Below are 22,008 nucleotides of genomic sequence, written 5' to 3' on the forward strand. Positions count from 1 at the left end.
GCTAGTGCTGCGAATCTGGGTATAGTATTAAAACAAAAAGTTTAGTCAATATCACCAGATAGTAGTGGTAAACTTGACCAAGGTGGTGAAATTAATTGTAAAGGTTTATGACCGATCAATTCTGGATGGACAAAGCGTTACAGCTCGCTAGCAGAGCAGAGCAAGCCGGTGAAGTGCCCGTTGGCGCGGTGATTGTCAAAGATGGCCGGCTGATTGCTGAGGGTTATAACCAAATGATCAGCTTAAACGATCCTTCTGCTCATGCTGAAATGCAGGCGGTAAGACAGGCCGGTCAGTATTTACAGAATTACCGGTTATCGGATTGCACCCTGTATGTAACGCTGGAGCCCTGCAGTATGTGCGCGGGCATGCTGGTACATAGCAGGCTGGCCCGATTGGTATTTGGTGCCAGTGATTACAAAACGGGTGCTGCCGGCTCCATCATGAACTTAGTGCAGCACCCGCAGTTAAACCATCAGCTTGAAGTAACCGGTGGGGTAATGGCAGAACAATGTGCCGCCAGCTTGTCGGCTTTTTTTCAACGGCGGCGGCGGGAAAAAAAGGCCGCAAAACAGCCTGCTGCTAAGCCTGCTGCTGGTAACGCTACTGGGGGGTCGGGTGATCCTGAAGTCCCGGATGATCCTGCATAATAGTCTGATAATTACGCCGTCTGCGGTGTAACTTTAATAAATCAGTATTACGTTTTACCCGGCGCCGGCTGGAACTAATAGCAAAGGCACTGAGCTTGCGGCGTTTTAAAGCCGGCTTTTTTCGTTTGAGCATAACTAACCTGAATTTTTTCTGACATTGCCGATGCAACGCTGCTATGCGCTTACTATAGAGCCAGGTCGACCGGACAACAAGGGGACGGTTAGCGAAACCGCTGAAATTAGTGTTCAATATTCTCTGGCGACTGTAACTCTGAGGCAGGGGCGGTAGTTTCCGGTAGTAATTGTTCAGTCAAGCGTAACCGTTGCTGTTCCAGCCGCTGCTCGGCTTGTTGTTTTTCATCGGTCCATACCAGGGTATCGTAATAACGGCGGATGTTTTCAACGTAGGTTACGGCTTCGTCGCCTCGGGCATAACCAAAACGGGTATGCTGGTATACCACTTTTTGTCGCAGTAGGGGTAACCGTTGTTTTACTTCCAGCCATTTGTCCGGATCGGCACCTTGCTGCTGGGTAAGAATGCGGGCATCCTCCACATGACCCCAACCAATATTATAAGACGCCAGTGCAAACCATAAGCGGTCGGGCATAGCGATACGCTCTGGGATCCGGCTCACCAGCCGATGCAAATAGCGGCTACCGCCCCGGATGCTTTGTTCAGGATGCAACCGGCTGCTCACCCCCATTTGTTTTGCTGTGGGCAACGTGAGCATCATCAAACCGCGCACGCCGGTGGGGCTGCGGGCTTTCGGGTCCCAGTGTGATTCCTGATACGATAATGCCGCCAGTAAGCGCCAGTCCAGCTCACCGGCATATTGAACAAACAGTTGCCGGTACGCGGGCAGAGTCTGACTGATGGCATCGATATACTGCAGGGTATCGACATAATCAAACTGACTGACATGGCCAAAATAGCGATCTTCCAGGGTGATTAACTCACCGGTCTGATAAATGTTGCCAAAAAATTCGATTAACACGCTTAACAGCGAATCGTCATTATTATTCGCCAGCAACCAGGCAACAGGCTGATTATCGCTGACGGTAAAACCAATACTTAAATTGGGATAAAACCGGCGGTTAATCGCCAGCTGATTTGAGTCGGTCAGGGTGTAGGGGATTTTACCGTCGACAACCAGCTGCAGCACGTCGTCGGCATCAAGATCTTTTTGCTCCTGCCAGCTAAGGTTAGGGTAATCCTGACTTAACCGGTCGAGGGTCTGAGCATGACTGCTATCCTGGATCACCACTATCGGCTGGGTAATATCATCGAGTGAGCGCGGCCAGTCATCACCCTGGCGAAATACCAGTAATTCACTGATCCAGCGATACGCCGGTGCCGCCCGGTAACGACTTAGCCGCTCTGGCGTCAGTGTTAAGCCACCGGCAATAAAATCGACCTGGCCGGTATCGAGTTTTTGTAATAACTCATCCAGGTGGTAGCTTGGAAATAATTCCAGCTCAACATCTAACCGCTGCGCCAGTGTTTGTGCCAGCTCATATTCAAAGCCAGCAGGGCCATCGACCCCGATAAAATAACTGGTTGGGCCATGCAGCAAGCCAACCCGCAGGCTGTTGCGCTGATAAATAGTATCTAGCTGCGAATTATGCTCTGCTACTGGCGCACAAGCGCTAAGCAGGCAAACGGCCAGCCATAAAAGCACTCTGAGTTGCATGCAAAACCTGAAATTTACTACCCTGATCACAGTTATATCAAACTTAAGCGAAGCAGTCAGTTTTTTCACATACCACTTAGCGCCAATTTTCTTTATAATAGCGCGCTTAAATCAGCTTTCATCGACGCTCAACCAACGGAAACCTAGCCTATGTTGATCCTGCGTGGTGCACCTGCACTGTCCGAATTCCGAATTGCCAAGTTACTTGACCAATGTGCTGAGCGCACCTTGCCGGTAATCACCATTTACGCCGAGTTTATCCATTTTGCTGATAATAGCGCTGCGCTGAGCAGTGATGAGCAAAGCACCCTGGACAAATTGCTGACCTACGGTCCGGCGATTGCCAGCCATGAGCCTGTTGGCCAGCTGTTACTGGTGACTCCTCGCCCTGGTACTATTTCGCCCTGGTCGTCCAAAGCCAGCGATATTGCCCATAACTGCGGCCTGACCAAAATTAAGCGTTTAGAACGCGGTATGGCTTATTATATTGAAAGCAGCCGGGCTTTAAGCGCCAGCGAAGTGGCTGCGGTCAGTGGCTTATTGCACGACCGGATGATGGAAGTGGTTTTCACTGAGCTAAATCAGGCCGAGGCATTATTCCAGCGTGCTGCTCCAGCGCAATTGAGCTCAGTCGATATTATCAATGGCGGCCGTCAGGCGCTCTCCAACGCTAATATGTCGATGGGCCTGGCACTGGCCGATGATGAAATTGACTATCTGGTCGAGAATTTTCAGCAGCTGGGCCGCAACCCGAACGATATTGAACTCTATATGTTTGCCCAGGCGAACTCTGAGCATTGCCGGCACAAGATCTTTAACGCCGACTGGACTATCGATGGCGTAGTGCAGCCCAAATCGCTGTTTAAAATGATTAAAAACACCTACGAGCAGACGCCGGATTATGTGTTATCCGCCTATAAAGATAACGCTGCGGTAATGACCGGCTCGGCAGCCGGCCGCTTTTTCCCGGTGCCGGGCACTGGCGAATATAATTACCACCATGAAGACATCCATATTTTGATGAAGGTGGAAACCCATAACCACCCGACGGCGATTTCACCCTATCCGGGTGCGGCTACCGGCTCTGGTGGTGAAATTCGCGATGAAGGCGCTACCGGTATCGGTTCCAAACCCAAGGCCGGTCTGGTTGGTTTTTCGGTATCTAATTTGCGAATTCCTGGCTTTGAACAGCCATGGGAAAGCGACTTTGGCAAACCGGAGCGGATTGTCAGCGCGCTGGATATTATGCTGGAAGGCCCGTTGGGTGGCGCAGCATTTAACAATGAATTTGGCCGGCCAGCCATTAACGGCTATTTCCGGACCTATGAAGAAAAAGTCAGCAGCCATAATGGCGAGGAAATCCGCGGCTACCACAAACCCATTATGATTGCCGGTGGCCTGGGCAATATCCGCGCCGATCATGTCCAAAAAGGCGAGTTACCGCCTGGTGCCAAACTGGTTGTATTAGGTGGCCCGGCCATGAACATTGGTCTGGGTGGTGGTGCCGCCTCGTCGATGGCATCTGGCCAGTCTGCCGAAGATCTTGATTTTGCCTCAGTACAGCGGGAAAACCCGGAAATTGAACGGCGTTGTCAGGAAGTGATTGACCGCTGCTGGCAGCTGGGTAGTGATAACCCGATTTGCTTTATTCATGATGTCGGCGCCGGTGGTTTATCCAATGCCTTCCCTGAACTGGTAAACGATGGCGGCGTCGGTGGTAAGTTTGAACTGCGCAATGTGCCAAACGATGAGCCTGGCATGTCACCGCTGCAAATCTGGTGTAACGAGTCGCAGGAACGCTATGTAATGGCTATTCCGCCGGAAAAAATGGCGGTATTTGAGCAGATTTGTCAGCGCGAGCGCGCGCCTTATGCGGTGGTAGGTGAAGCGACCAGTGAGCAACACCTGACCTTAACCGACAAGCATTTTGGTAATACCCCGATTGATTTACCCCTGAGCGTCTTACTGGGTAAGGCGCCGAAAATGCACCGTGATGTGCAAAGTACCAACACCGTAGGTACGCCGCTGAACCGGGACGGTATTACCGTTGCCGATGCCGCTGAGCGCTTGTTGCGCCTGCCGGCAATTGCCGAGAAAACCTTTCTGGTCACCATTGGCGATCGCACCGTTACCGGTCTGGTAGCGCGGGATCAGATGGTTGGGCCCTGGCAGGTACCGGTAGCTAACTGTGGTATTACTGCCGCCAGCTACGACACCTATCATGGTGAAACGATGGCGATGGGCGAGCGCACGCCGGTGGCGCTGCTGGACTTTGCCGCATCAGCCAGGCTGGCAGTAGCCGAAGCGATTACCAATATTGCCTGTAGTGATATCGGCGATTTAAAACGGATAAAATTATCAGCCAACTGGATGTCTGCTGCCGGTCACCCGGGTGAAGATGCCGGTTTATATGCTGCAGTTAAAGCAATTGGCGAAGAGTTATGCCCGGCACTGGAAGTTACCATCCCGGTCGGTAAAGACTCGATGTCGATGAAAACCAAATGGCAGCAAAATGGCAGCGAGCAGGCGGTGACCTCGCCAATGTCGCTGGTGATCACTGCTTTTGGCCGGGTAGAAGATATCCGCAAAACGGTCACCCCGCAGCTTCGCACTGACAAAGGCGCCAGCAGCCTGCTGCTGATTGATTTAGGTCAGGGTGCTAACCGGCTAGGGGCGTCCTGTTTAACTCAGGTATACAAGCAGTTGGGTGATACCCCGGCTGATTTAGACAGCCCCGATTTATTACTTAATTTCTTTGCTGGCGTGCAGCAGCTGCTGCGTGAGCAGAAACTGCTGGCCTACCATGACCGGTCTGATGGGGGCTTAGTTGTCACCCTGGCCGAGATGGCCTTTGCCGGTAAAGCCGGCTTCAGCGCCGATATCGCCAATCTGGGTGACGACGATCTAGCGGTGCTGTTCAACGAGGAGCCGGGCGCGGTTATTCAGGTAGCTGACGCTGAGCTGGCCTATGTCCGGCAGGTACTGGCTGAGCATAATCTGGCTGACTGCAGTCATATACTGGGCCCGGTAAGCGCCAGTGATAAGCTGACGTTCAGCCGCGCTGATAAAGAGGTATTCAGTGACAGCCGCACCCGCTTGCGTTGTATCTGGGCCGAAACCACCTATCAGATGCAGGCACTGCGTGATAACCCGGCCGGGGCGCTGCAGGAATTCACCAGTAAAGCCGATGACACCGATCCTGGCCTGAATGTAAAACTTAGCTTTGATCAGAATGATGATGTTGCAGCGCCTTATATTGTTAAAGGTGTCGCGCCCAAAGTGGCGATTTTACGCGAGCAAGGGGTTAACTCTCATCTGGAGATGGCTGCAGCCTTTAACCGCGCCGGTTTCAGTGCAGTTGATGTGCATATGAGCGACATTCTTGCCGGCCGGGTAAAACTCAGCGACTTTAACGGTTTAGCGGCCTGTGGCGGCTTCTCTTATGGTGACGTGCTGGGTGCCGGTGAAGGCTGGGCAAAGTCAGTGTTGTTTAATGACATTGCCCGGGCGCAGTTTGCGGCGTTTTTTGAGCGGCCAACAACCTTCTCGCTGGGGGTCTGTAATGGTTGTCAGATGATGTCGAATTTAAAAACCCTGATCCCGGGGGCTGAATTATGGCCGCATTTTGTCCGCAATAAGTCAGAGCGCTTCGAAGCGCGTTTCAGCCTGGTCGAAATTCAGCAAAGCCCGTCGCTGTTCTTCAGCGGCATGGCCGGCTCGCGGATGCCAATTGCGGTATCACATGGTGAAGGCCATGCCGAATTTGCCAGCAGTGAAGCCCTGGCGAAAGCTAACCACAGTGGCACCGTGGCCATGCGCTTTGTTGATAACTTTGCTAAGGTTACTGAGCAGTATCCGGCTAACCCCAATGGTTCGCCGGCAGGTATTACTGCGCTGACCACCACCGATGGCCGGGTCAGTATTATGATGCCGCACCCGGAGCGGGTGTTCCGCACCGTAGCCAACTCCTGGCATCCGGATGACTGGCAGGAAGACAGCCCGTGGATGCGGATGTTCCGTAACGCCCGGGTCTGGCTGGGGTAAAAGCGCTTTTCACATCAACAAAAACCCTGCATTTGCAGGGTTTTTTAATCACTTAAATTTGACTGTTGGCAACCCAACCAGGCAGATTATAAGCTCCAGCGCAGGCCAATCATTGCCACATAAGGGTCGATATTAATATTAACGCTTTGTACTGTAGTGTCATTTACCTGCACCCGGCCAATGGTGTCGATATCCATTTTGCTGACCATCAGGTGCAGACCCAGGGTGTCGCTGAGTTTAATATTCATCCCGGCTTGCAATGCTAAGCCAAAAGAGTTTTTGGTTTTTAATGCTACGCTGTCAGTCGCACTGGTCACGCCGAGCGCCTGCAGGGTGTCTGATAACTGAGTATCAATCTGCTCATCAAAGAAAATCGTATAGTTCAGGCCAACGCCGACAAAGGGGTCGAACGTCTGATGCTCTGGCATAAAGTGATACTGTGCCAGTAACGTCGGTGGCAGATGTTTGGTTTTACCTACTTTCAGGCCGTCGATGGCGGAACCTTTCACCTTGATGTCATGACTGAACGGTGTCGCGGCAATTAACTGGACGGCCCAGTGCGGTTTAATCCGGTAATCAAATGTCAGGCCAAGCTGGGTGTTGCTGTCTACTGCCAGCGCTGTTGAGCCATTTGGCAGGCCGGCGACTTGTTCAATGACATTTAGGCTTGAACTGCTGTCATCCGGCGCCACAGTAATGGCGCCAATATTGACAGCAAAATCAGCAAAGGCCGGGGCAGCGCCTAGTGCAGAGATCAGGGGAATAGCGATTAAAGCGGTTTTCATATTATGCTCCACAGTTTAGTTCTGTGGTTATTGTGCGCCCTGGCTAAAACAGCATATTGGCCTGGATCAATAAAAAAATCAGCAGGTTGCCCCGGCAGTGGTTTACTTTGCTCTGCATCAATAAAATGGTAGCTAAATGCTCGGTTTTGCTTACATCAAGCCTTTTAAAAAAGCCACCACACTGCGGCCCAGCGCACTGAGGGCGTAGCCGCCTTCTAACATAGCCACAATCCGGCCCTGGCAATGTTTGCTGGCCAGCGTTTTCAGCTCTGTTGCCAGCCAGTGATAATCGTCTTCGCGCAGCATAAAATGGGCCATCTCATCTTCAGCATGGCCATCAAAGCCAGCGGATACCAGAATAAGTTCCGGCGCAAAAGCATCCAGTGCCGGAAGCCACTCGCTGCTGACCGCTGAGCGCCATTGACTGGCTTTGCAGCCGCCCGGCAGCGGCAGATTAATAATATGATCGGATACGGTATCGGCGCCGGTATGCGGATACAACGGATATTCGAATGATGAACAGAATAAAACCCGCGGTTCGTTGTTAAAAATATCCTCGGTGCCGTTGCCGTGATGCACATCAAAATCGACAATCGCTATCCGCTCTAGTTGATACTTATCCAGCGCATATTCAGCGGCAACGGCAATGTTATTAAAAAAGCAAAAGCCCATTGCCTGGTCGTGGGTGGCATGGTGTCCGGGCGGACGAATGGCGCAAAATGCCTGTTTATCGCTGGCCTGCATTACCTCATCTACGGCGTTAATGCCACTGCCGGCAGCATACAAGGCTGCCTGCAGGGTTTTATTCATCATTTGGGTATCCGGATCCAGCCAGATATGGCCATCAGTGGGCGCTTTGGCATATAACTCACTGACATAAAGGGTACTGTGGGCCCGGCATAAATCAGCTTTACTGGCAGCCGTGGCATCTTTTTGCTGCAGAATATAGTCGAGGCCGGAACGGATTAACTGATCGTTTATGGCATCTAAGCGGGCCGGACACTCCGGGTGGTCATCCCCGGCATTGTGCTGGCGACAAACAGCATGGCTGAATAGGGTAATGGCCATTAACCGGCTCCTTTTGCTGCGATAGCAGCTAAATCAAGTTCCAGAAACACTTCGGCCGGGTCGTCATAGCTTCTACGCTTAAAGCCGGCTTTAGTAAAAACACTAAGCATCGGTTTATTCTCCGCCCTGACATAGGCTAGCATTTTGCTCAGTTTGCGGCTGCCGGCAATGTCAATCATCTGCTGCAGCAGCTTTTTTGCCATGCCTTTACCCTGGTGCTTTTCCCGGGTAACAAACGCGACTTCGCAGCTGTTATCTGCTGCAATCAGGTAGTAACGGCCAACAGCCTGAATTTCGACTACCGAACCTTTTTGCTTAACGATACACAACGCTAAGTCGGTGGTTTGATCGACACTGACCAAAGTACAGGATTTCTCCCGGCTCATCTGAGTCGGTATCGTGTTATAACGCATTTGTAAGGTTTCTTTGGTGTGAGAGTAGAAAAACTCCTGCAAGCGGCGCTCGTCAGACGGATTAAGCGGCCGTAAATCAAAGCTTTCACCGTCTAACTGTAATTCTTTAAAGCCGACAGCCCCGAGCTCGGCTACCTCTACCGGGGTTTGTAACTGATAATGTGGTACCCAGTAAAACTTTCGTACCTCGGCCAGCAACTGGCTGCGAAACTTTGGGTGGGCCACTCTGATAAGTTCCAGCGCCCGCTCGCGCACACTTTTGCCGCGCAATGAGGCTACGCCAAACTCGGTTACCACATAATGAACATGACCACGGCTGGTGACCACACCCGCACCTTGCCGGATATGCGGCACTATCCTAGAAATAGTGCCATTTTTAGCAGTAGAGGGCAGGGCGATAACCGGCTTACCGCCGTTACTCATTGACGCCCCGCGGCTGAAATCAACCTGACCGCCAATGCCGCTGTAAAATTGATGCCCGATAGAGTCGGATACCACCTGACCGGTTAAATCCACTTCGATGGCACTGTTTATGGCTACCATTTTATCGTTACGGGCAATATTAGCCGGCGAATTGACGTACTCGCTGGGGTAAAAACCAATGTGTGGGTTCTGATCAACAAACTGATATAACGCTTTGCTGCCAATGCAAAAACTGACCACGCTTTTGCCCGGGTGAAAGGTTTTACGGCGGTTATTAATCACACCCTTTTTAATCAGCTCCAGCACACCGTCGGTGATCATTTCACTGTGCAGGCCTAAATCTTTATGGTTGCTTAAGTAGCGGGTAACTGCCGCACAAATACGGCCAACCCCCAGTTGGAGGGTTGCGCCATCTTCCACCAGCAGCGCCACATACTGACCAATCCGCTCAGTCCGGGCATCAAGCTGTGGCATCTGTGCTTCAGGCAGCGGCTGGTCGGCATAATAGAAGGTGTCTATATCATCGCGGTGAATAAACGACTGGCCATAGGTAATTGGCATTTGCGGGTTGACCTGGGCAATCACTTTTTTAGCTGCTTTGGCGGCGGCCGCAACCACATCGACAGAAACACCCAGTGAATGATAGCCATGATCATCTGCCGGGCTTACCATAATTAAGGCCGCGTCTAATGGCAGTACACCATCGGTAAATAAAGCCGGGATGTCATTCATAAAGCAGGGGGTATAGTCGGCCCGACCTTCTGCAATAGCCTGGCGGATCTTTTCACCGCCAATAAAAAACGTATTTACTTTAAATAAATGCTGATATTGCGGCTCAGCCCATTTATTGTCAGCCAGGGTAACCAACTGGACAATTTCAATATCGTGCAGACTGCTGGCATGATTTATCAGATCGTCAATCAATGCAGTGGGGACGGCCGCATGCGAGCCGATAAAAATACGGTTACCTGATTTAAGCAGTTGTTGCCAGTTTAGCGGTGCGGTGGCCATATCTGCATTGCCTGAGCGTTAAAAGATAACAACACTGTAAAGCACGGTTTGCTGAAGTACCAGCCCCCACTTTAGTCGCAAAAAAAGCCAGGGTGGGGTGGCCCTGGCTTTATACAACGGTCGCGGCAATGTTTGGCTACTGAATGCTTTGGACCTGACGGTTGTCGCGAACCTCGCGACTCACACTAGGCGTCGGTCGTTGTATCTGACGTTGCGGCTGCACCTGGCGTTGTGGTTGCACCTGGCGTTGTGGTTGCACCTGACGTTGCGGCTGCACCTGACGTTGTGGTTGCACCTGACGTTGCGGCTGCACCTGACGCTGCGGCTGCACCTGACGCTGTGGTTGGCTGCGTTGAACCTGTGGCTCAGGTCTGGTTTGTGGCTGGCGTATTAGCTGCTGGTCGCCACTTTTCTGAGTAGCGCTTTGCATTGGCTGGCTAACTGTGGTTCTTACTGGCTGACGTTCAGCGTGTTGGCGGCTTACCTGCTGCTGACGGTTGTTTAATTGTGGCCTGCTGTTGCGCTCAGCCTGTTCAATTCGCTCAGCCCGCTGCTGGCTATTCAGTTGACGGCTGACGGTAATGGCAGGCGTCTGACGTAAATTGACTTGCTCAGCAGTGCGACGTTGCATGGAGGTATGCTCACGATTTTGACGGTTGGCGTTATAGTGTTCACGTTGCTGGTCACGCCGTTTGCCGGTTTCTGCCCGGTATTCTTTAGTCACCTGACGGGCATAGCCAAAGTTATGCTTGCGATTTAATACTTCATGCCGGTACTGCACACCGCGTCTGTGGTAACTGTCGTGCTGCCAGCGCCGGGCGTCGGTATAGTGTTTATTCCGGCGCGGGTAATACTGCGGCGGCTTATGATAATAATGGTGATTAACCACGATATGGCGATGATGCCAGTCGAAAATACTGAAGTAAAACGATGGCCGTACCGTAAAGCTCGGGCCCCAGTAAAAATGACTGCTGGCATAGAAACCGCGGGGTGCATGCCAGTAAACTGGTGGATAGGCCGACCACCTCCAGTTACCATACACAACCCGGGTATCATAGTAAGGCACATAAATCACTTCCGGCCGGCGTGGTTCAATAACAATCACTTCGCGCTCGCGTTGCACCGTAACGTGCTTCATCTTGTCCAGCGAACCCTGCTGATAAGCACGTTCACGTAATTGCTGAATACTGGCCAGTACTGCCGCTTCATCGGTTAAAAACATTTCACCGAGTTGCTGAGTCCAGCTTAAGTCATCGCTTAGCCGTTTTAGCAAATCAGGGAAGGCAACCAGTGCTTTAACACTGGGTTCCCAGTCTTCGCTGGCAACGGCCTGTACTGCAGCATCACCGCTTAAGTCGGGATTGCTTGCTGACCAGCGGGCGGCCTGTACCACTTCCAATGGATAGGTTGAGGCGATCAGCACATGAGTCAGCACGGTATCCGGATACAAGGCTACCGGTGCCAGGATCTGGTCCAGTTCTGCCTGCGACAGGGTATCACTGGCTTTGGCGTTAACGCTAAAGATCAGCAGCACACTCAGTAACAAGGCTTTTAGGCTTACATTGGTGCTATACATAGTGGTTTCCTCCACAGTGGGCGGTATTGTCGCCAGCAACATTGACGACATTTTACACAAAGTATAGGTGTTATAGGCCGCTAAGACTTAATACTAACTGAACTTCGGTAGATCTTTACACAGCCTTTACGTTGCGTTTGCTTGCCGCCTCACTCAGATAGCGGCTTTGTTTAGCCGGTTTCAGCTGCTGTAAGTCGACCAGTACCAGACCGTCTACACAATCAGCAAAGGCTGGATCGGTGCTGAAAGCCAGAAAGCTGACGCCACCTGGCTGACACAGTTCGCTGTATTGCTTATATAAAGTCGGTACCGTCAGCCCCATATTTGCCAGCAAATGTTTTAGTTGGGTAAAATCGGCGCTGTAATCGTTGCCACTGAATTGTAATTGCAGGTTTTGCTTTGCCTCATCAGAAAGCAGATAAGACTGATTAGCCAGCGCCAACGCGTGGTTGCTGCCAAAATATAACGAGTAAAAATACACCAGCAAATCGCGTGCTGTTGGCGGGTAACTGGCTGACAAACTGACCGCCCCAAATAAATAACGAATTTGTGGGTTATGTTGTAAGTAAGCGCCGATGCCATACCACAGATAATCAAGGCTGCGTTTACCCCAGTAGCGCGGCTGAATAAAACTGCGACCCAGTTCCAGCCCCTGCGCTAAATAAGGTTGCATGGCCTGATTATATTGAAACAGGCTGGCGGTGTATAAACCCGCCATCCCGATATTGGTTATGACGTCGTTGCTGGGAGCCAGCCGGTACGCACCGACCATTTCCAGTTCTGCCGGATCCCACAAAATTAAATGCTGATAGTAACTGTCATATTTATCGATATCGCGCTTATTGCCGGTGCCTTCACCTACCGCCCTGAAGGCCTGTTCACGCAGCCGGCCAATTTCCCGCATCAGTGCTGAACTTTGCTGGTGATGATAGAGATAAATCAGTTTACCGTCACTGGTGGTGCCCAGCAGTTGGCAGCGTGCCAGATCTGTTTTTAATTCACTGCGTAATTCCGGATGAGCAATGGTGCTTTGAGTGCGTAGTAAGGGTGCTTTGTCTTTAGCCAGCCGGTATAAATGTTTCTTAAATAGTTTCAGCTGCTCTTTGCCTGATAATGGCAACTGACCATAGCTGTCAAACGGGATTTGCTCGCCAATCCGCATCGTAATATTTTTGCGTTGCTGCTTAAACATCTCCTGCACCAGCAACATGGTCGCCAGGGGCTTATAAAGCATTGAAGCGCCATAAAACAGCGCTGAATTTCTGCCGTCGATATAAATAGGTAAAATAGGGGCCTGAGCACTGCTGGCTAAGCGTAAAAAGCCATTATGCCATTTGCCATCCCGCACGCCATTGGGCTTAAGCCTTGACACTTCGCCGGCCGGGAACAGTACCAGCGCACCTTCCTGTTGCAAGTGCTTGCTAATCTCGCCTAAGCGACTGCGCTCGGTACCACCTTCCATATTGTTAACCGGTAACAACAGGCTATGTAATGCAGTGACTGACATAAGCAGCTGATTAGCTATTATTTTGACATCGGGTCTGATATCGCTAATCAGTTTAATCAATGCCAGACCATCTAAAGAACCTATCGGATGGTTAGCAATAATAACCACTTTGCCGCTGGAGGGGATCCGGGCAATTTCATTATCGCGGGCACTGAAACTAAAGTTAAAGTAATCCAGCACCTGCTCCACAAAGTCCAGGCCCTTTAAATGCGGATATTGCTGGCTAAAGTCAGCAAACTGCTGTTCGTGCAGCAAATAGCTCAAGGCGCCTTTGACCGGTTTGTACAACCAGGGTTTACTGGTGATCCCGGGCATTTGTTGCTGAATAACCTGCTCGACATTAAACATATAACCTCCCGCATAATACCGGTTCAACGGCCTGTATCTGCAGGCTAAACCGGTAATGTGACAGCGGGGCGACAGTTTTATGGCAATTTACAGAAGATTACTGTAGTGCCAGCTTTGTTGGTTTTGCGTTAGAATTAGATAACTTTCTGGCAGCTACAAAAATGGAATTGGGCTATGAGCATTGCCTTGATCATTCCTGATCGAAAACTGGATGACTTACAACAACGGCTGCAGCAAGCATTGCCGGATACTCTGATTGAAATCTGGCCAGAACTGGAAGACCCTGCTGCGGTGGAATTTGCTGTGGTTTGGAAGCAACCGCATGGTTGTCTGAATGGCCTGGTTAACTTAAAAGCCATTCAGTGTTTTGGCGCCGGTGTCGATTCAATCCTGACGGACCCGACCTTACCCGATTTACCCGTCAGCAGAATAGTCGACCCGGCATTAACTGATGCGATGGTCGGTTATCTCGATGGCATAGTGAATTATTACCGGTTGCAACTTGATCTTTTCAGTCGCCAGCAGCAGCAGTCGCTATGGCGACCGAAAAGTCCGCGCAAGTTAAACACTATTACTGTGCTTGGGCTGGGCGAGCTGGGTGGGGCAGTAGTAACTCATTTTCACAAAGCAGGCTATCAGGTTGCTGGTTGGGCACGCAGCGGTAAACGCTTGCAAAATGTTCAGTGCTACGCTGGCGATGCGCAGTTGCAGCAAGCGGTAGCAGATGCAGATATTGTCATTTGTCTGTTACCGCTGACCCCGGCAACAGAAAACCGGCTTAATCAGGATTTTTTTCAGACGTTAAAACCCGGTGCTATTTTTATTAATGTCGCCCGCGGGGCTATTGTTGATGAGACGGCATTACTGGCTGCCTTGAATCACGGGCCTCTGGCGGCAGCCTGTCTGGATGTATTCCGCCAGGAACCGTTAGCGCAGAGCAGCCCGTTATGGCAGCATCCGGCGATCCTGATAACCCCGCATGTTTCAGCGGTAACTAATGTCAGTACCGTCGTTAGCCAGATTGCCGAAAATTATCGCCGGGCGCAGCAGGGCGGCCATCTGCTTAATCCGGTGGATCGGCTTAGGGGATACTAACTGGTTAAAAACACAGTTATTGTAAATTTGTTACAAGTTAACTACACTTTGCGGCGGTTTAAGGAAACTTAGCCTGAAAATCTAATAAAAATAACAAAATGCGTCACTGAGGTATGTTATGAGTAAAGCGTCCAGTCGTGGTTTTGGCTTTACTGCAATCGCCGTTGTTGTGTGTCTTATGGCACTATCGGCGTTTCTGACCAAAGCCGAAGCGGCCTGGTTGTTAATCTGAACGGTTAATTAAACTTACGGCTGCAGGAAATGATTCGGTCAAGTGGAATGACCAAAAATCAAGGGGTTAGTGTTGTTGTCAGCGCAAGCTGGTTAATAACGCTGACCCCTTGATGTTTTTAGCCCCCCCCCGTGTTTTAACTTTTACTGTGGCGCTCGCGGTTCTGCCGTTTTTGCTCGGCATTTTTTTGTAACAATACATAGGTGGCACTGTAACCTCCGTGTTGGCGCTGGGCAGTATGCGCTGCAAGCACGGCAGGTAACTGGGGTAACCATTTGAACACATAGCTGCGCAATATTGCCGGGTGTGGCTTACTGTGGCGGCCCATGCCGTGATGGATCAATAAGGTTCGGATCCCACGATTATGGCAGTCTTCGATAAAATGTAACAACTGGCTGCGCGCCTCGGTCAGGGTTTTGCCCAACAGATTAAGGGTGGCATCTAATTGATATTTGCCTAGCCGTAAATTGCGGTATACACCTTGCTGCACACCGTCTTTACAAAAGGCAAAAGGGTCATCCGGTTTCACTAAATCAACATATTCCATGCTCAGATAGTTCGGATCGTATTCCATTTCCAGCTCAGCCGCCTTACGCCGGGCTTGTTGCGCTAAGGTAGGGCTGAATTCAGTCTGCTGACGCACTTCATCTTGCGATAAAGGTTTCACATCAGTCATTTCCTGCAGAAACAGGTCAAGGTCATTATCTTGCATAGGCCGGCTCCAACTACTCAGGACCGCTAAGTATAGCCTGTCAGTCGGCCTGAAAAAAGCCTGCAACAATGTCGCACACTGCGGCTAGTTTTCCGTTGTTAATGTTGCAGCGGATGGTGCAGCTACTTTAACGGCATTTAATGCTTTTCTACGGACAGTGGCAAAGCGCACTAAATAGTAAGCATTAATTAATAATACCAACAGGTTGGAAATAACGCCCTGCGGGATAGCGATATGGCTGTAATAGACAAATAACAGGCTGCAACCTATTAATGTAGCTAATCTGAGCCAGAACACGTCTTTAATAAAAAAGGCACCGATACAGATGGTTAAACCAACCCAGCTGATAATGTCATACATCATATTTTCCATACTGTACCGCGTTAGAGTCGACTGAAATGGCGCGCATTATGCGCAGTGGCTAAGATTCCATCAACTGAGTAATTTTAGTGTTTAATGATTAGATTATCTAATGTTTATTTGCTGAGGGTAGCTGACTTTTTCAGTTAAGTGATTGATTTGGCGTGGTTCAGGCTGCTTGTACCGTCAGAATAGCTAATCGAATAAAGACAATCGACTTACTTTTGAACAAAAAACCGGCAAAGCCCGGCAGCGCTTCTATACTTACAGGTGTTGTTATGGTTGATATCAGAAGGTGATGCTGTGCTACCCACTAAAATATATGAACCTTTACCTTACAGTTATATGCTGGCCGGTTGTATCAGTATGGTAGTAATACCGTCGTTGCTGGGGCTGTTATCCGGTATGTTGTTATTTCTGGCCGGTGCGCTGGTGTGGATAGTGCGATCTGAGCACAGACGGGAGGACGATGTATTTGCTGAACGAAAAAACGGGCCGGTGCCCTTTTGGGTTTATGAATTACTGCCTTTTGTCTGCCTGCTTAGTGCAGTGGCAATTTTTATTCTGCCATTTAGTCAGTTCTATTACCCGTCAGCCTTTATCTTGCTGATAGTGGGCATACAATTGTGGTTAACCCGCAATATGCAGCGCCGGCATCGGCCGGCACTGTTTAATCAATTATCTTGACGTCACTTTCTAAGATCAACACTGCTATTGGCTATGGCCTGGGTCATTATTAGCCAGGCTTGCAGGTTTTGCTGCAATGCGGCCGGGTCAATCTTGTCCAGCGTGTCGTTAGGTGTGTGGTGAAAATCGAAATAATCGGTACCATCCTGCTGTAAGCTGGCAACCGGCACACCCATGGCTTTTAGCACTGACACATCCGGTCCGCCGGAGGCGGTATTGCTACCTGCTTCAATTCCAAGATGTTTTAGTTGCTGTTGAATATCAGCGCCAAACGCCAGCGCTTGTTCACCGAAGCCGGTGTCAAAACGCCAGATCCGGCCGGCGCCAAAATCTGACTCTGAGGCAAATACATGGTTTTTCAACTTAGCTGCATGACGCGCAGCATAGGCACGGGCACCAATTAAGCCACCTTCTTCATTACCAAATAATACTACCCGGATGGTGCGTTCAGGCTTTTGCTGCTTCAGCAGCGCAGCCGTTGCCATCACCAGACCTACACCAGCGCCATCATCCAGGGCACCGGTACCTTCATCCCAGGAGTCGATATGGGCGCCAATTAATACGATTTCGTCAGGTCGTTTACTACCGGTGATTTCAGCAATAATATTATGGCTGGTCACTTCACCTGGCAGGTTGTTTTGCATATGCATGCTTAAACGGGTTTCGGGGTTAAGTGCCAGCATTTTACTCAGCTGCTGGGCGTCGGGTACTGAAATAGCAGCAGCAGGGATCCTCGGAACATCCTCCTGATAACGCATAATACCAGTGTGAGCAAAGCGGTTATTGCTGGTGCCCACCGACCGGATAATGATAGCGCTGGCACCCAGTTTCGCAGCTTCGACGGCACCCTGAGCGCGGGCGCCGACTACCTGGCCATAAAAGCTGCCGCGGATATCTTTGCGCAAAGTCTGGTTAATGAAAACGATTTTATCTGTTACGGTTTTCGGATCAGCTTGCTGTAGCTGTTGTAAACTGTCAAACATCACTACCTGGCTGGTGATACCATCGAATGGCGTACCAACTGAACCACCGAGGGCGGTCAGAACCAGCGCCTGATTAAAGGGCGCCTCAACGCGCAGGCTGGCATTGCCGCGCTCCCAGTATTGCATGGTAAAAGGTTCGCTCCAGACTTTGTCAAATCCCAGTTGTTTAAATTTTTGCTCTGCCCATGCCACGGCCCGGGCATCAGCCTCACTGCCAGCAAGGCGGGGGCCTACTTCCACCGTCAGCGATTCTACCAATTTATAAGGTAAATCATTATTCAGCTCCAGCGGTTTTGCCTGAACGCTGCCACTAATGGCTAAGCTGGTTGCCGCAATTATTGTTGTAAACCACAATTTCATCTTTTCATTCTGCCTTGGTGTTGTTACATTATCGGGACTCTAGCATGCTTTCCAGACCAGCCCTAGCGGCGGGCGGTGAAATGCATTTTGTTCAGGATAAGGCTTCCTGACAACGCTTTTTAAGGTTTTTTCTGCAATGAGGCTTCAGGGATGCAAGCACGACAACCTTATACTTCAGCATTGCTGGTTGATGACACCAGCACTGTAAGGGACTACTTACGCCAGATATTAGGCCAGCTTGGTATTGCCACTATTTATGAAGCCGCTGATGGCGCCAGCGCTGATCAGCTTTTTTCCACTTATCATCCTCAGTTAGTTTTTCTTGATATTCAGCTGCCAGACATCAATGGCAAGGTACTATTGCGGCGTTTCAAACAATTGGATAATCAGGCCAAGGTATTTATGGTGTCTGCTTATTCCAGTGTAGAAAATCTGAAGGATGCGATTGCCGGTGGTGCCAACGCTTTTGTAGTTAAGCCATTCTCGGCAAAACGGATATGTAATTTAGTACAGTCAATTCAGCATTAACTGCAATGGCTATGTGTTGCTTGTTTCATGTTTGTTTATTGTTTTAATTTGTTAAATAAGAATGATTATCTTGTCGCATTCAGGTCTAATCGGTACTATTTTATTTTGCCAAAAATTGAAAGTCAGAGAAATGAAAATGAACTTGAATGACATGCTGGAAAATTCAGCGCAAGCAGTGAAACTGTTAAAAGCGGTGTCGAATGAGCGGCGTTTAATAATTCTATGCCATTTGCTGGAAGGTGAAATGTCGGTAGGCGATATTAATGACAAGCTGGATTTAAGTCAGTCGGCCCTGTCCCAGCATCTTGCATTGTTACGTCGGCACAAGCTGGTTAAAACCCGTAAAGTGGCGCAAACCGTATATTATCGGTTAAGTAGTGACGAAGCAGAGCAACTTATTGCGTTAATGCACAAATTGTATTGCAGCTAACTACAAACGCCGACCAACAAAAAAGCCAGCTTGCGCTGGCTTTTTTGTTGGTCGCTATCAATTAAGCAGTTTTTAATGCCTTAACATGCGCATTTAAACGAGCTTTATGACGTGCTGCTTTGTTCTTATGGATAAGGCCTTTGGCCGCCATACGATCAATTACAGGTACCATTTTGTTGAACGCTTCAGTAGAAGCGGTTACGTCAGCAGTTAATACCGCTGCGTAGGTTTTCTTGATGAAAGTACGCATCATAGAACGTTGACTGGCGTTTTGCTGACGACGTTTTTCTGATTGAATTGCGCGCTTCTTAGCAGACTTAATGTTAGCCAAGGTAACACTCCTAAAAACTAAAACCGGACTCTTTAAAGGCCGCATAATATGCCTATTTAATGGCCCGTTGTCAAATGCTTTAGCATTAAAGTGCAGGAATTAAATTGTGGCAGCTACTGGTAATCATTACTAATAAAGAGCCAAAATAGCCATAGCGTAAATAAAGGAGCTGCGGGTGTCGGGAAAATTATTAAGATCTGGTTTGATCGTCAGTGCTATGACGCTGATTTCACGAGTATTAGGTTTAGTTCGTGATGTGGTGGTGGCAAATTTTGTTGGCGCCGGGGCGGCGGCCGATGTGTTCTTTTTTGCTAACCGGATCCCTAACTTTTTGCGGCGTCTGTTTGCTGAAGGTGCTTTTTCACAAGCCTTTGTGCCGGTATTAAGTGAAGTCAAAGCCCATCATGGTGACGATGCGGTAAGGGAGTTGGTTGCAAAAGTTGCCGGTACCCTGGGGGTCATTGTCACCCTGGTAACCTTATTTGGTGTGATAGCGTCGCCGGTTATCGCTATGTTATTTGGTATGGGCTGGTTTGTTGAGTGGCTGAATGATGGGCCTGATGCCCATAAGTTTGAGCTCGCCAGCCTGATGCTGAAAATTACTTTCCCCTATTTGTGGTTTATCAGTCTGGTTGCGCTAAGTGGAGCATTACTAAATACTTACAATCGTTTTGCGGTTGCCGCCTTTACACCCGTTTTTTTAAATATTGCGATTATTGGCTCGGCGCTTTATCTGGCGCCCCAACTCAGTGAGCCTGCTATGGCGCTGGCCTGGGGGGTATTTATTGGCGGATTGGTGCAGTTGTTGTTTCAGCTACCGTTTCTGGCCAAAGCCGGCTTGTTGGTCATGCCCAAATGGGGCTGGCGTGACCCTGGTGTTAAGAAAATCCGGACATTAATGTTGCCTGCATTGTTTGGCGTGTCGGTAAGCCAGATTAATTTATTGCTTGATACGGTTATTGCCTCATTTTTGCTTACCGGAGCAGTAAGCTGGCTTTATTATTCAGACCGGCTAATCGAGTTTCCGCTGGGGCTGTTTGGCATTGCCATTGCGACGGTTATTTTGCCAAATCTGTCGCGCCATCATGCTACCTCCAGTGCCGCCAAATTTAGCCAGACGCTGGATTGGGCTATTCGTTTTGTTGCCATGTTTGGTTTACCGGCAATGGCGGCACTAATTGTGCTGGCGCAACCTATCATTATGCTGTTATTTATGCGTGGTGAGTTCAGTCAGCAAGATGTGATGATGGTGTCGTACAGCCTGATGGCCTATGCCACGGGGCTTTTGAGCTTTATGCTGATTAAAGTGCTGGCCCCCGGATTTTATGCCCGGCAGGACATTAAAACGCCGGTGCGTATCGGGATTATTGCCATGGTAGCCAATATGGCGTTTAACCTGATGCTGGCCCCCTGGCTTAGTTATGTCGGGTTGGCACTGGCTACGGCGATGTCGGCCAGCTTAAATGCGTTTTTACTGTACCGTGGGCTGGCGCTGGCGGGCGTATTTCATTTTAGTAAAAGTAGCTGGTTATTTCTGGCAAAAATTGCCCTGGCAAGCATTGTGATGGCAGGTGGTTTATTCTGGCTAAGTCCGCCTTTTTCGTTGTGGCTTGCCCTGGATTTCTGGAGCCAGGCTGGCCGGTTGGCGCTATTATGTGCCTTGGGTATTGTCAGCTACTTTGTCATGTTATGGTTGTTAGGGGTGCGGTTATCACATTTTCGGGTGCAAACTGTTGCTGAAAGCAATTAAGTTAGTGGTTATAATGCCGCGTTTATCAGCAGTAACAGCAACCTTAAGGCAGGCATGGAGTTAATTCGCGGCTTACATAACATACAACCCCGGCATCATGGCTGTGTGTTGACCATAGGTAATTTTGATGGTGTGCATCTTGGCCATCAGGCTGTGCTGCAAAAGGTGCAGGCAATAGCGGAGCAACTTAAGTTACCCTCTTGCGTGATGGTGTTTGAGCCGCAACCGCTGGAATTATTTGCCGGTAGCGCCGCACCTGCCAGGTTAAGCCGCTTTCGGGAAAAGTATAGCCAGTTGGCCAGGCTGGGCATCGACCGTTTACTGTGTGTAGGGTTTAATCCGCGCTTTGCCGCAATGCAGCCAGAAGTATTTATTGAGCAGTTGTTGTTAACCCAACTGGGGGCAAAGCAGCTGATTGTCGGTGATGATTTCCGGTTTGGTAATAATCGTGCCGGTGATTTTAGCATGCTGGCGGCGGCAGCAGAGCGGTACCAGTTTGGTCTTACCAGTACCTCCAGTTTGAAACTTGGCCAGCAACGGGTAAGTAGTACTTTGATCCGGCAGGCACTGCAGCAGGATGATTTAGCCGCGGCTGAAGCTATGCTGGGGCGCCCTTTTAGTTTAACCGGCCGGGTGCGGCATGGCCGCAAGCTGGGGCGGGATTTAGGCTTTCCCACGGCTAATGTCTGGTTGTATCGGCGTAAATTGCCGGTTAGCGGGGTTTACGCCATTACCGCAAAGACCAAATATGGTAGTTTTCAGGGGGTGGCGAATATTGGTAACCGCCCGACTGTGCAGGGGCAGCGAGAGCAGCTGGAGGCACACCTTTTTGATTTCAAGGCCGATTTATATGGTAGTCAGATAGCAGTAACCTTGTGTCATAAGTTACGCTCTGAACAGCGTTTCGCTGATCTGGCCGCCTTGCAGCAACAAATTACGGCAGATATGCATGCTGCCAAAATGTATTTTAGTCGCCTGGCTACGAACGCCAGTAGCGTAAGCTAACTTTTAAAACGGAATAAAA

Annotated in this window: 18 protein-coding genes; 8 read left to right on the top strand and 10 right to left on the bottom strand. The window is 49.9% G+C overall.

Features of this window, described 5'->3' with window-relative positions:
* The first annotated feature begins 107 nt into the window (after positions 1–107).
* Positions 108–650 (top strand): tRNA adenosine(34) deaminase TadA, encoded by a 543-nt coding sequence (gene tadA, locus B2Q61_RS07830; protein WP_290618985.1) that lies wholly within the window; start codon positions 108–110, stop codon positions 648–650.
* Positions 651–889: 239 nt separating this feature from the next.
* Here the strand turns inward: tadA and mltF are convergent, their stop codons facing one another.
* Complete coding sequence (gene mltF, locus B2Q61_RS07835) at positions 890–2,341, bottom strand: membrane-bound lytic murein transglycosylase MltF (protein ID WP_290618983.1); 1,452 nt, start codon at positions 2,339–2,341, stop codon at positions 890–892.
* 150 nt (positions 2,342–2,491) lie between these two features.
* Here mltF and purL point away from each other — a divergent pair, with 150 nt between their 5' ends.
* A complete protein-coding gene (gene purL / locus B2Q61_RS07840; RefSeq protein ID WP_290618981.1) occupies positions 2,492–6,385 on the top strand; it encodes a phosphoribosylformylglycinamidine synthase in 3,894 nt (1,297 codons plus the stop codon).
* 86 nt (positions 6,386–6,471) lie between these two features.
* On the opposite strand, the gene B2Q61_RS07845 is transcribed toward purL, so the two are convergent.
* From B2Q61_RS07845 to B2Q61_RS07865, 5 genes are all read right to left on the bottom strand, one after another.
* Complete coding sequence (locus tag B2Q61_RS07845) at positions 6,472–7,170, bottom strand: OmpW/AlkL family protein (protein WP_290618979.1); 699 nt, start codon at positions 7,168–7,170, stop codon at positions 6,472–6,474.
* A gap of 150 nt (positions 7,171–7,320) precedes the next feature.
* Positions 7,321–8,238, bottom strand: a complete 918-nt coding sequence (locus B2Q61_RS07850; RefSeq protein WP_290618977.1) for a histone deacetylase family protein — start codon at positions 8,236–8,238, stop codon at positions 7,321–7,323.
* Complete coding sequence (locus tag B2Q61_RS07855) at positions 8,238–10,085, bottom strand: GNAT family N-acetyltransferase (RefSeq protein ID WP_290618975.1); 1,848 nt, start codon at positions 10,083–10,085, stop codon at positions 8,238–8,240. The genes B2Q61_RS07850 and B2Q61_RS07855 overlap by 1 nt, the downstream gene beginning before the upstream one ends.
* A 136-nt stretch (positions 10,086–10,221) precedes the next feature.
* Positions 10,222–11,661, bottom strand: a complete 1,440-nt coding sequence (locus B2Q61_RS07860) for a DUF3300 domain-containing protein (protein ID WP_290618973.1) — start codon at positions 11,659–11,661, stop codon at positions 10,222–10,224.
* A gap of 115 nt (positions 11,662–11,776) precedes the next feature.
* A complete protein-coding gene (locus B2Q61_RS07865; protein WP_290618971.1) occupies positions 11,777–13,516 on the bottom strand; it encodes a lysophospholipid acyltransferase family protein in 1,740 nt (579 codons plus the stop codon).
* Positions 13,517–13,690: 174 nt separating this feature from the next.
* On the opposite strand from B2Q61_RS07865, the gene B2Q61_RS07870 reads away from it, so the two are divergent.
* Positions 13,691–14,611, top strand: a complete 921-nt coding sequence (locus tag B2Q61_RS07870) for a 2-hydroxyacid dehydrogenase (RefSeq protein WP_290618969.1) — start codon at positions 13,691–13,693, stop codon at positions 14,609–14,611.
* Between the two features lie 368 nt (positions 14,612–14,979).
* Here the strand turns inward: B2Q61_RS07870 and smrA are convergent, their stop codons facing one another.
* Positions 14,980–15,555: a DNA endonuclease SmrA gene (gene smrA / locus B2Q61_RS07875; RefSeq protein ID WP_290618967.1), complete on the bottom strand. Its 576-nt coding sequence runs from the start codon at positions 15,553–15,555 to the stop codon at positions 14,980–14,982.
* 84 nt (positions 15,556–15,639) lie between these two features.
* Positions 15,640–15,927, bottom strand: a complete 288-nt coding sequence (locus tag B2Q61_RS07880; RefSeq protein WP_290618965.1) for a hypothetical protein — start codon at positions 15,925–15,927, stop codon at positions 15,640–15,642.
* A gap of 291 nt (positions 15,928–16,218) precedes the next feature.
* Between B2Q61_RS07880 and B2Q61_RS07885 the strand changes: the two genes are divergently transcribed.
* Positions 16,219–16,602, top strand: coding sequence for a hypothetical protein (locus B2Q61_RS07885; RefSeq protein WP_290618963.1), 384 nt, complete (start codon positions 16,219–16,221; stop codon positions 16,600–16,602).
* A 2-nt stretch (positions 16,603–16,604) separates the two neighbouring features.
* Here the strand turns inward: B2Q61_RS07885 and B2Q61_RS07890 are convergent, their stop codons facing one another.
* A complete protein-coding gene (locus B2Q61_RS07890; RefSeq protein WP_290618961.1) occupies positions 16,605–17,945 on the bottom strand; it encodes a M20/M25/M40 family metallo-hydrolase in 1,341 nt (446 codons plus the stop codon).
* A gap of 150 nt (positions 17,946–18,095) precedes the next feature.
* Here B2Q61_RS07890 and B2Q61_RS07895 point away from each other — a divergent pair, with 150 nt between their 5' ends.
* The gene (locus B2Q61_RS07895) at positions 18,096–18,473 is read left to right on the top strand and encodes a response regulator transcription factor (RefSeq protein WP_290618959.1); all 378 of its coding nucleotides are present in this window, start codon (positions 18,096–18,098) and stop codon (positions 18,471–18,473) included.
* Between the two features lie 136 nt (positions 18,474–18,609).
* Positions 18,610–18,903 carry an ArsR/SmtB family transcription factor gene (locus B2Q61_RS07900; RefSeq protein ID WP_097111986.1) on the top strand — a complete coding sequence of 98 codons (294 nt, stop codon included), beginning with the start codon at positions 18,610–18,612 and terminating at the stop codon, positions 18,901–18,903.
* A 61-nt stretch (positions 18,904–18,964) separates the two neighbouring features.
* Here B2Q61_RS07900 and rpsT read toward each other — a convergent pair whose 3' ends face one another.
* Positions 18,965–19,234 carry a 30S ribosomal protein S20 gene (gene rpsT / locus B2Q61_RS07905; protein WP_046555958.1) on the bottom strand — a complete coding sequence of 90 codons (270 nt, stop codon included), beginning with the start codon at positions 19,232–19,234 and terminating at the stop codon, positions 18,965–18,967.
* A gap of 175 nt (positions 19,235–19,409) precedes the next feature.
* Between rpsT and murJ the strand changes: the two genes are divergently transcribed.
* Complete coding sequence (gene murJ / locus B2Q61_RS07910; protein WP_290618956.1) at positions 19,410–20,984, top strand: murein biosynthesis integral membrane protein MurJ; 1,575 nt, start codon at positions 19,410–19,412, stop codon at positions 20,982–20,984.
* A gap of 54 nt (positions 20,985–21,038) precedes the next feature.
* Complete coding sequence (gene ribF, locus B2Q61_RS07915; protein WP_290618954.1) at positions 21,039–21,989, top strand: bifunctional riboflavin kinase/FAD synthetase; 951 nt, start codon at positions 21,039–21,041, stop codon at positions 21,987–21,989.
* The last annotated feature ends 19 nt before the right edge of the window (positions 21,990–22,008 follow it).

The organism is Arsukibacterium sp. UBA5043 (assembly GCA_002415085.1).
Taxonomy (GTDB): Bacteria; Pseudomonadota; Gammaproteobacteria; order Enterobacterales; family Alteromonadaceae; genus Alishewanella.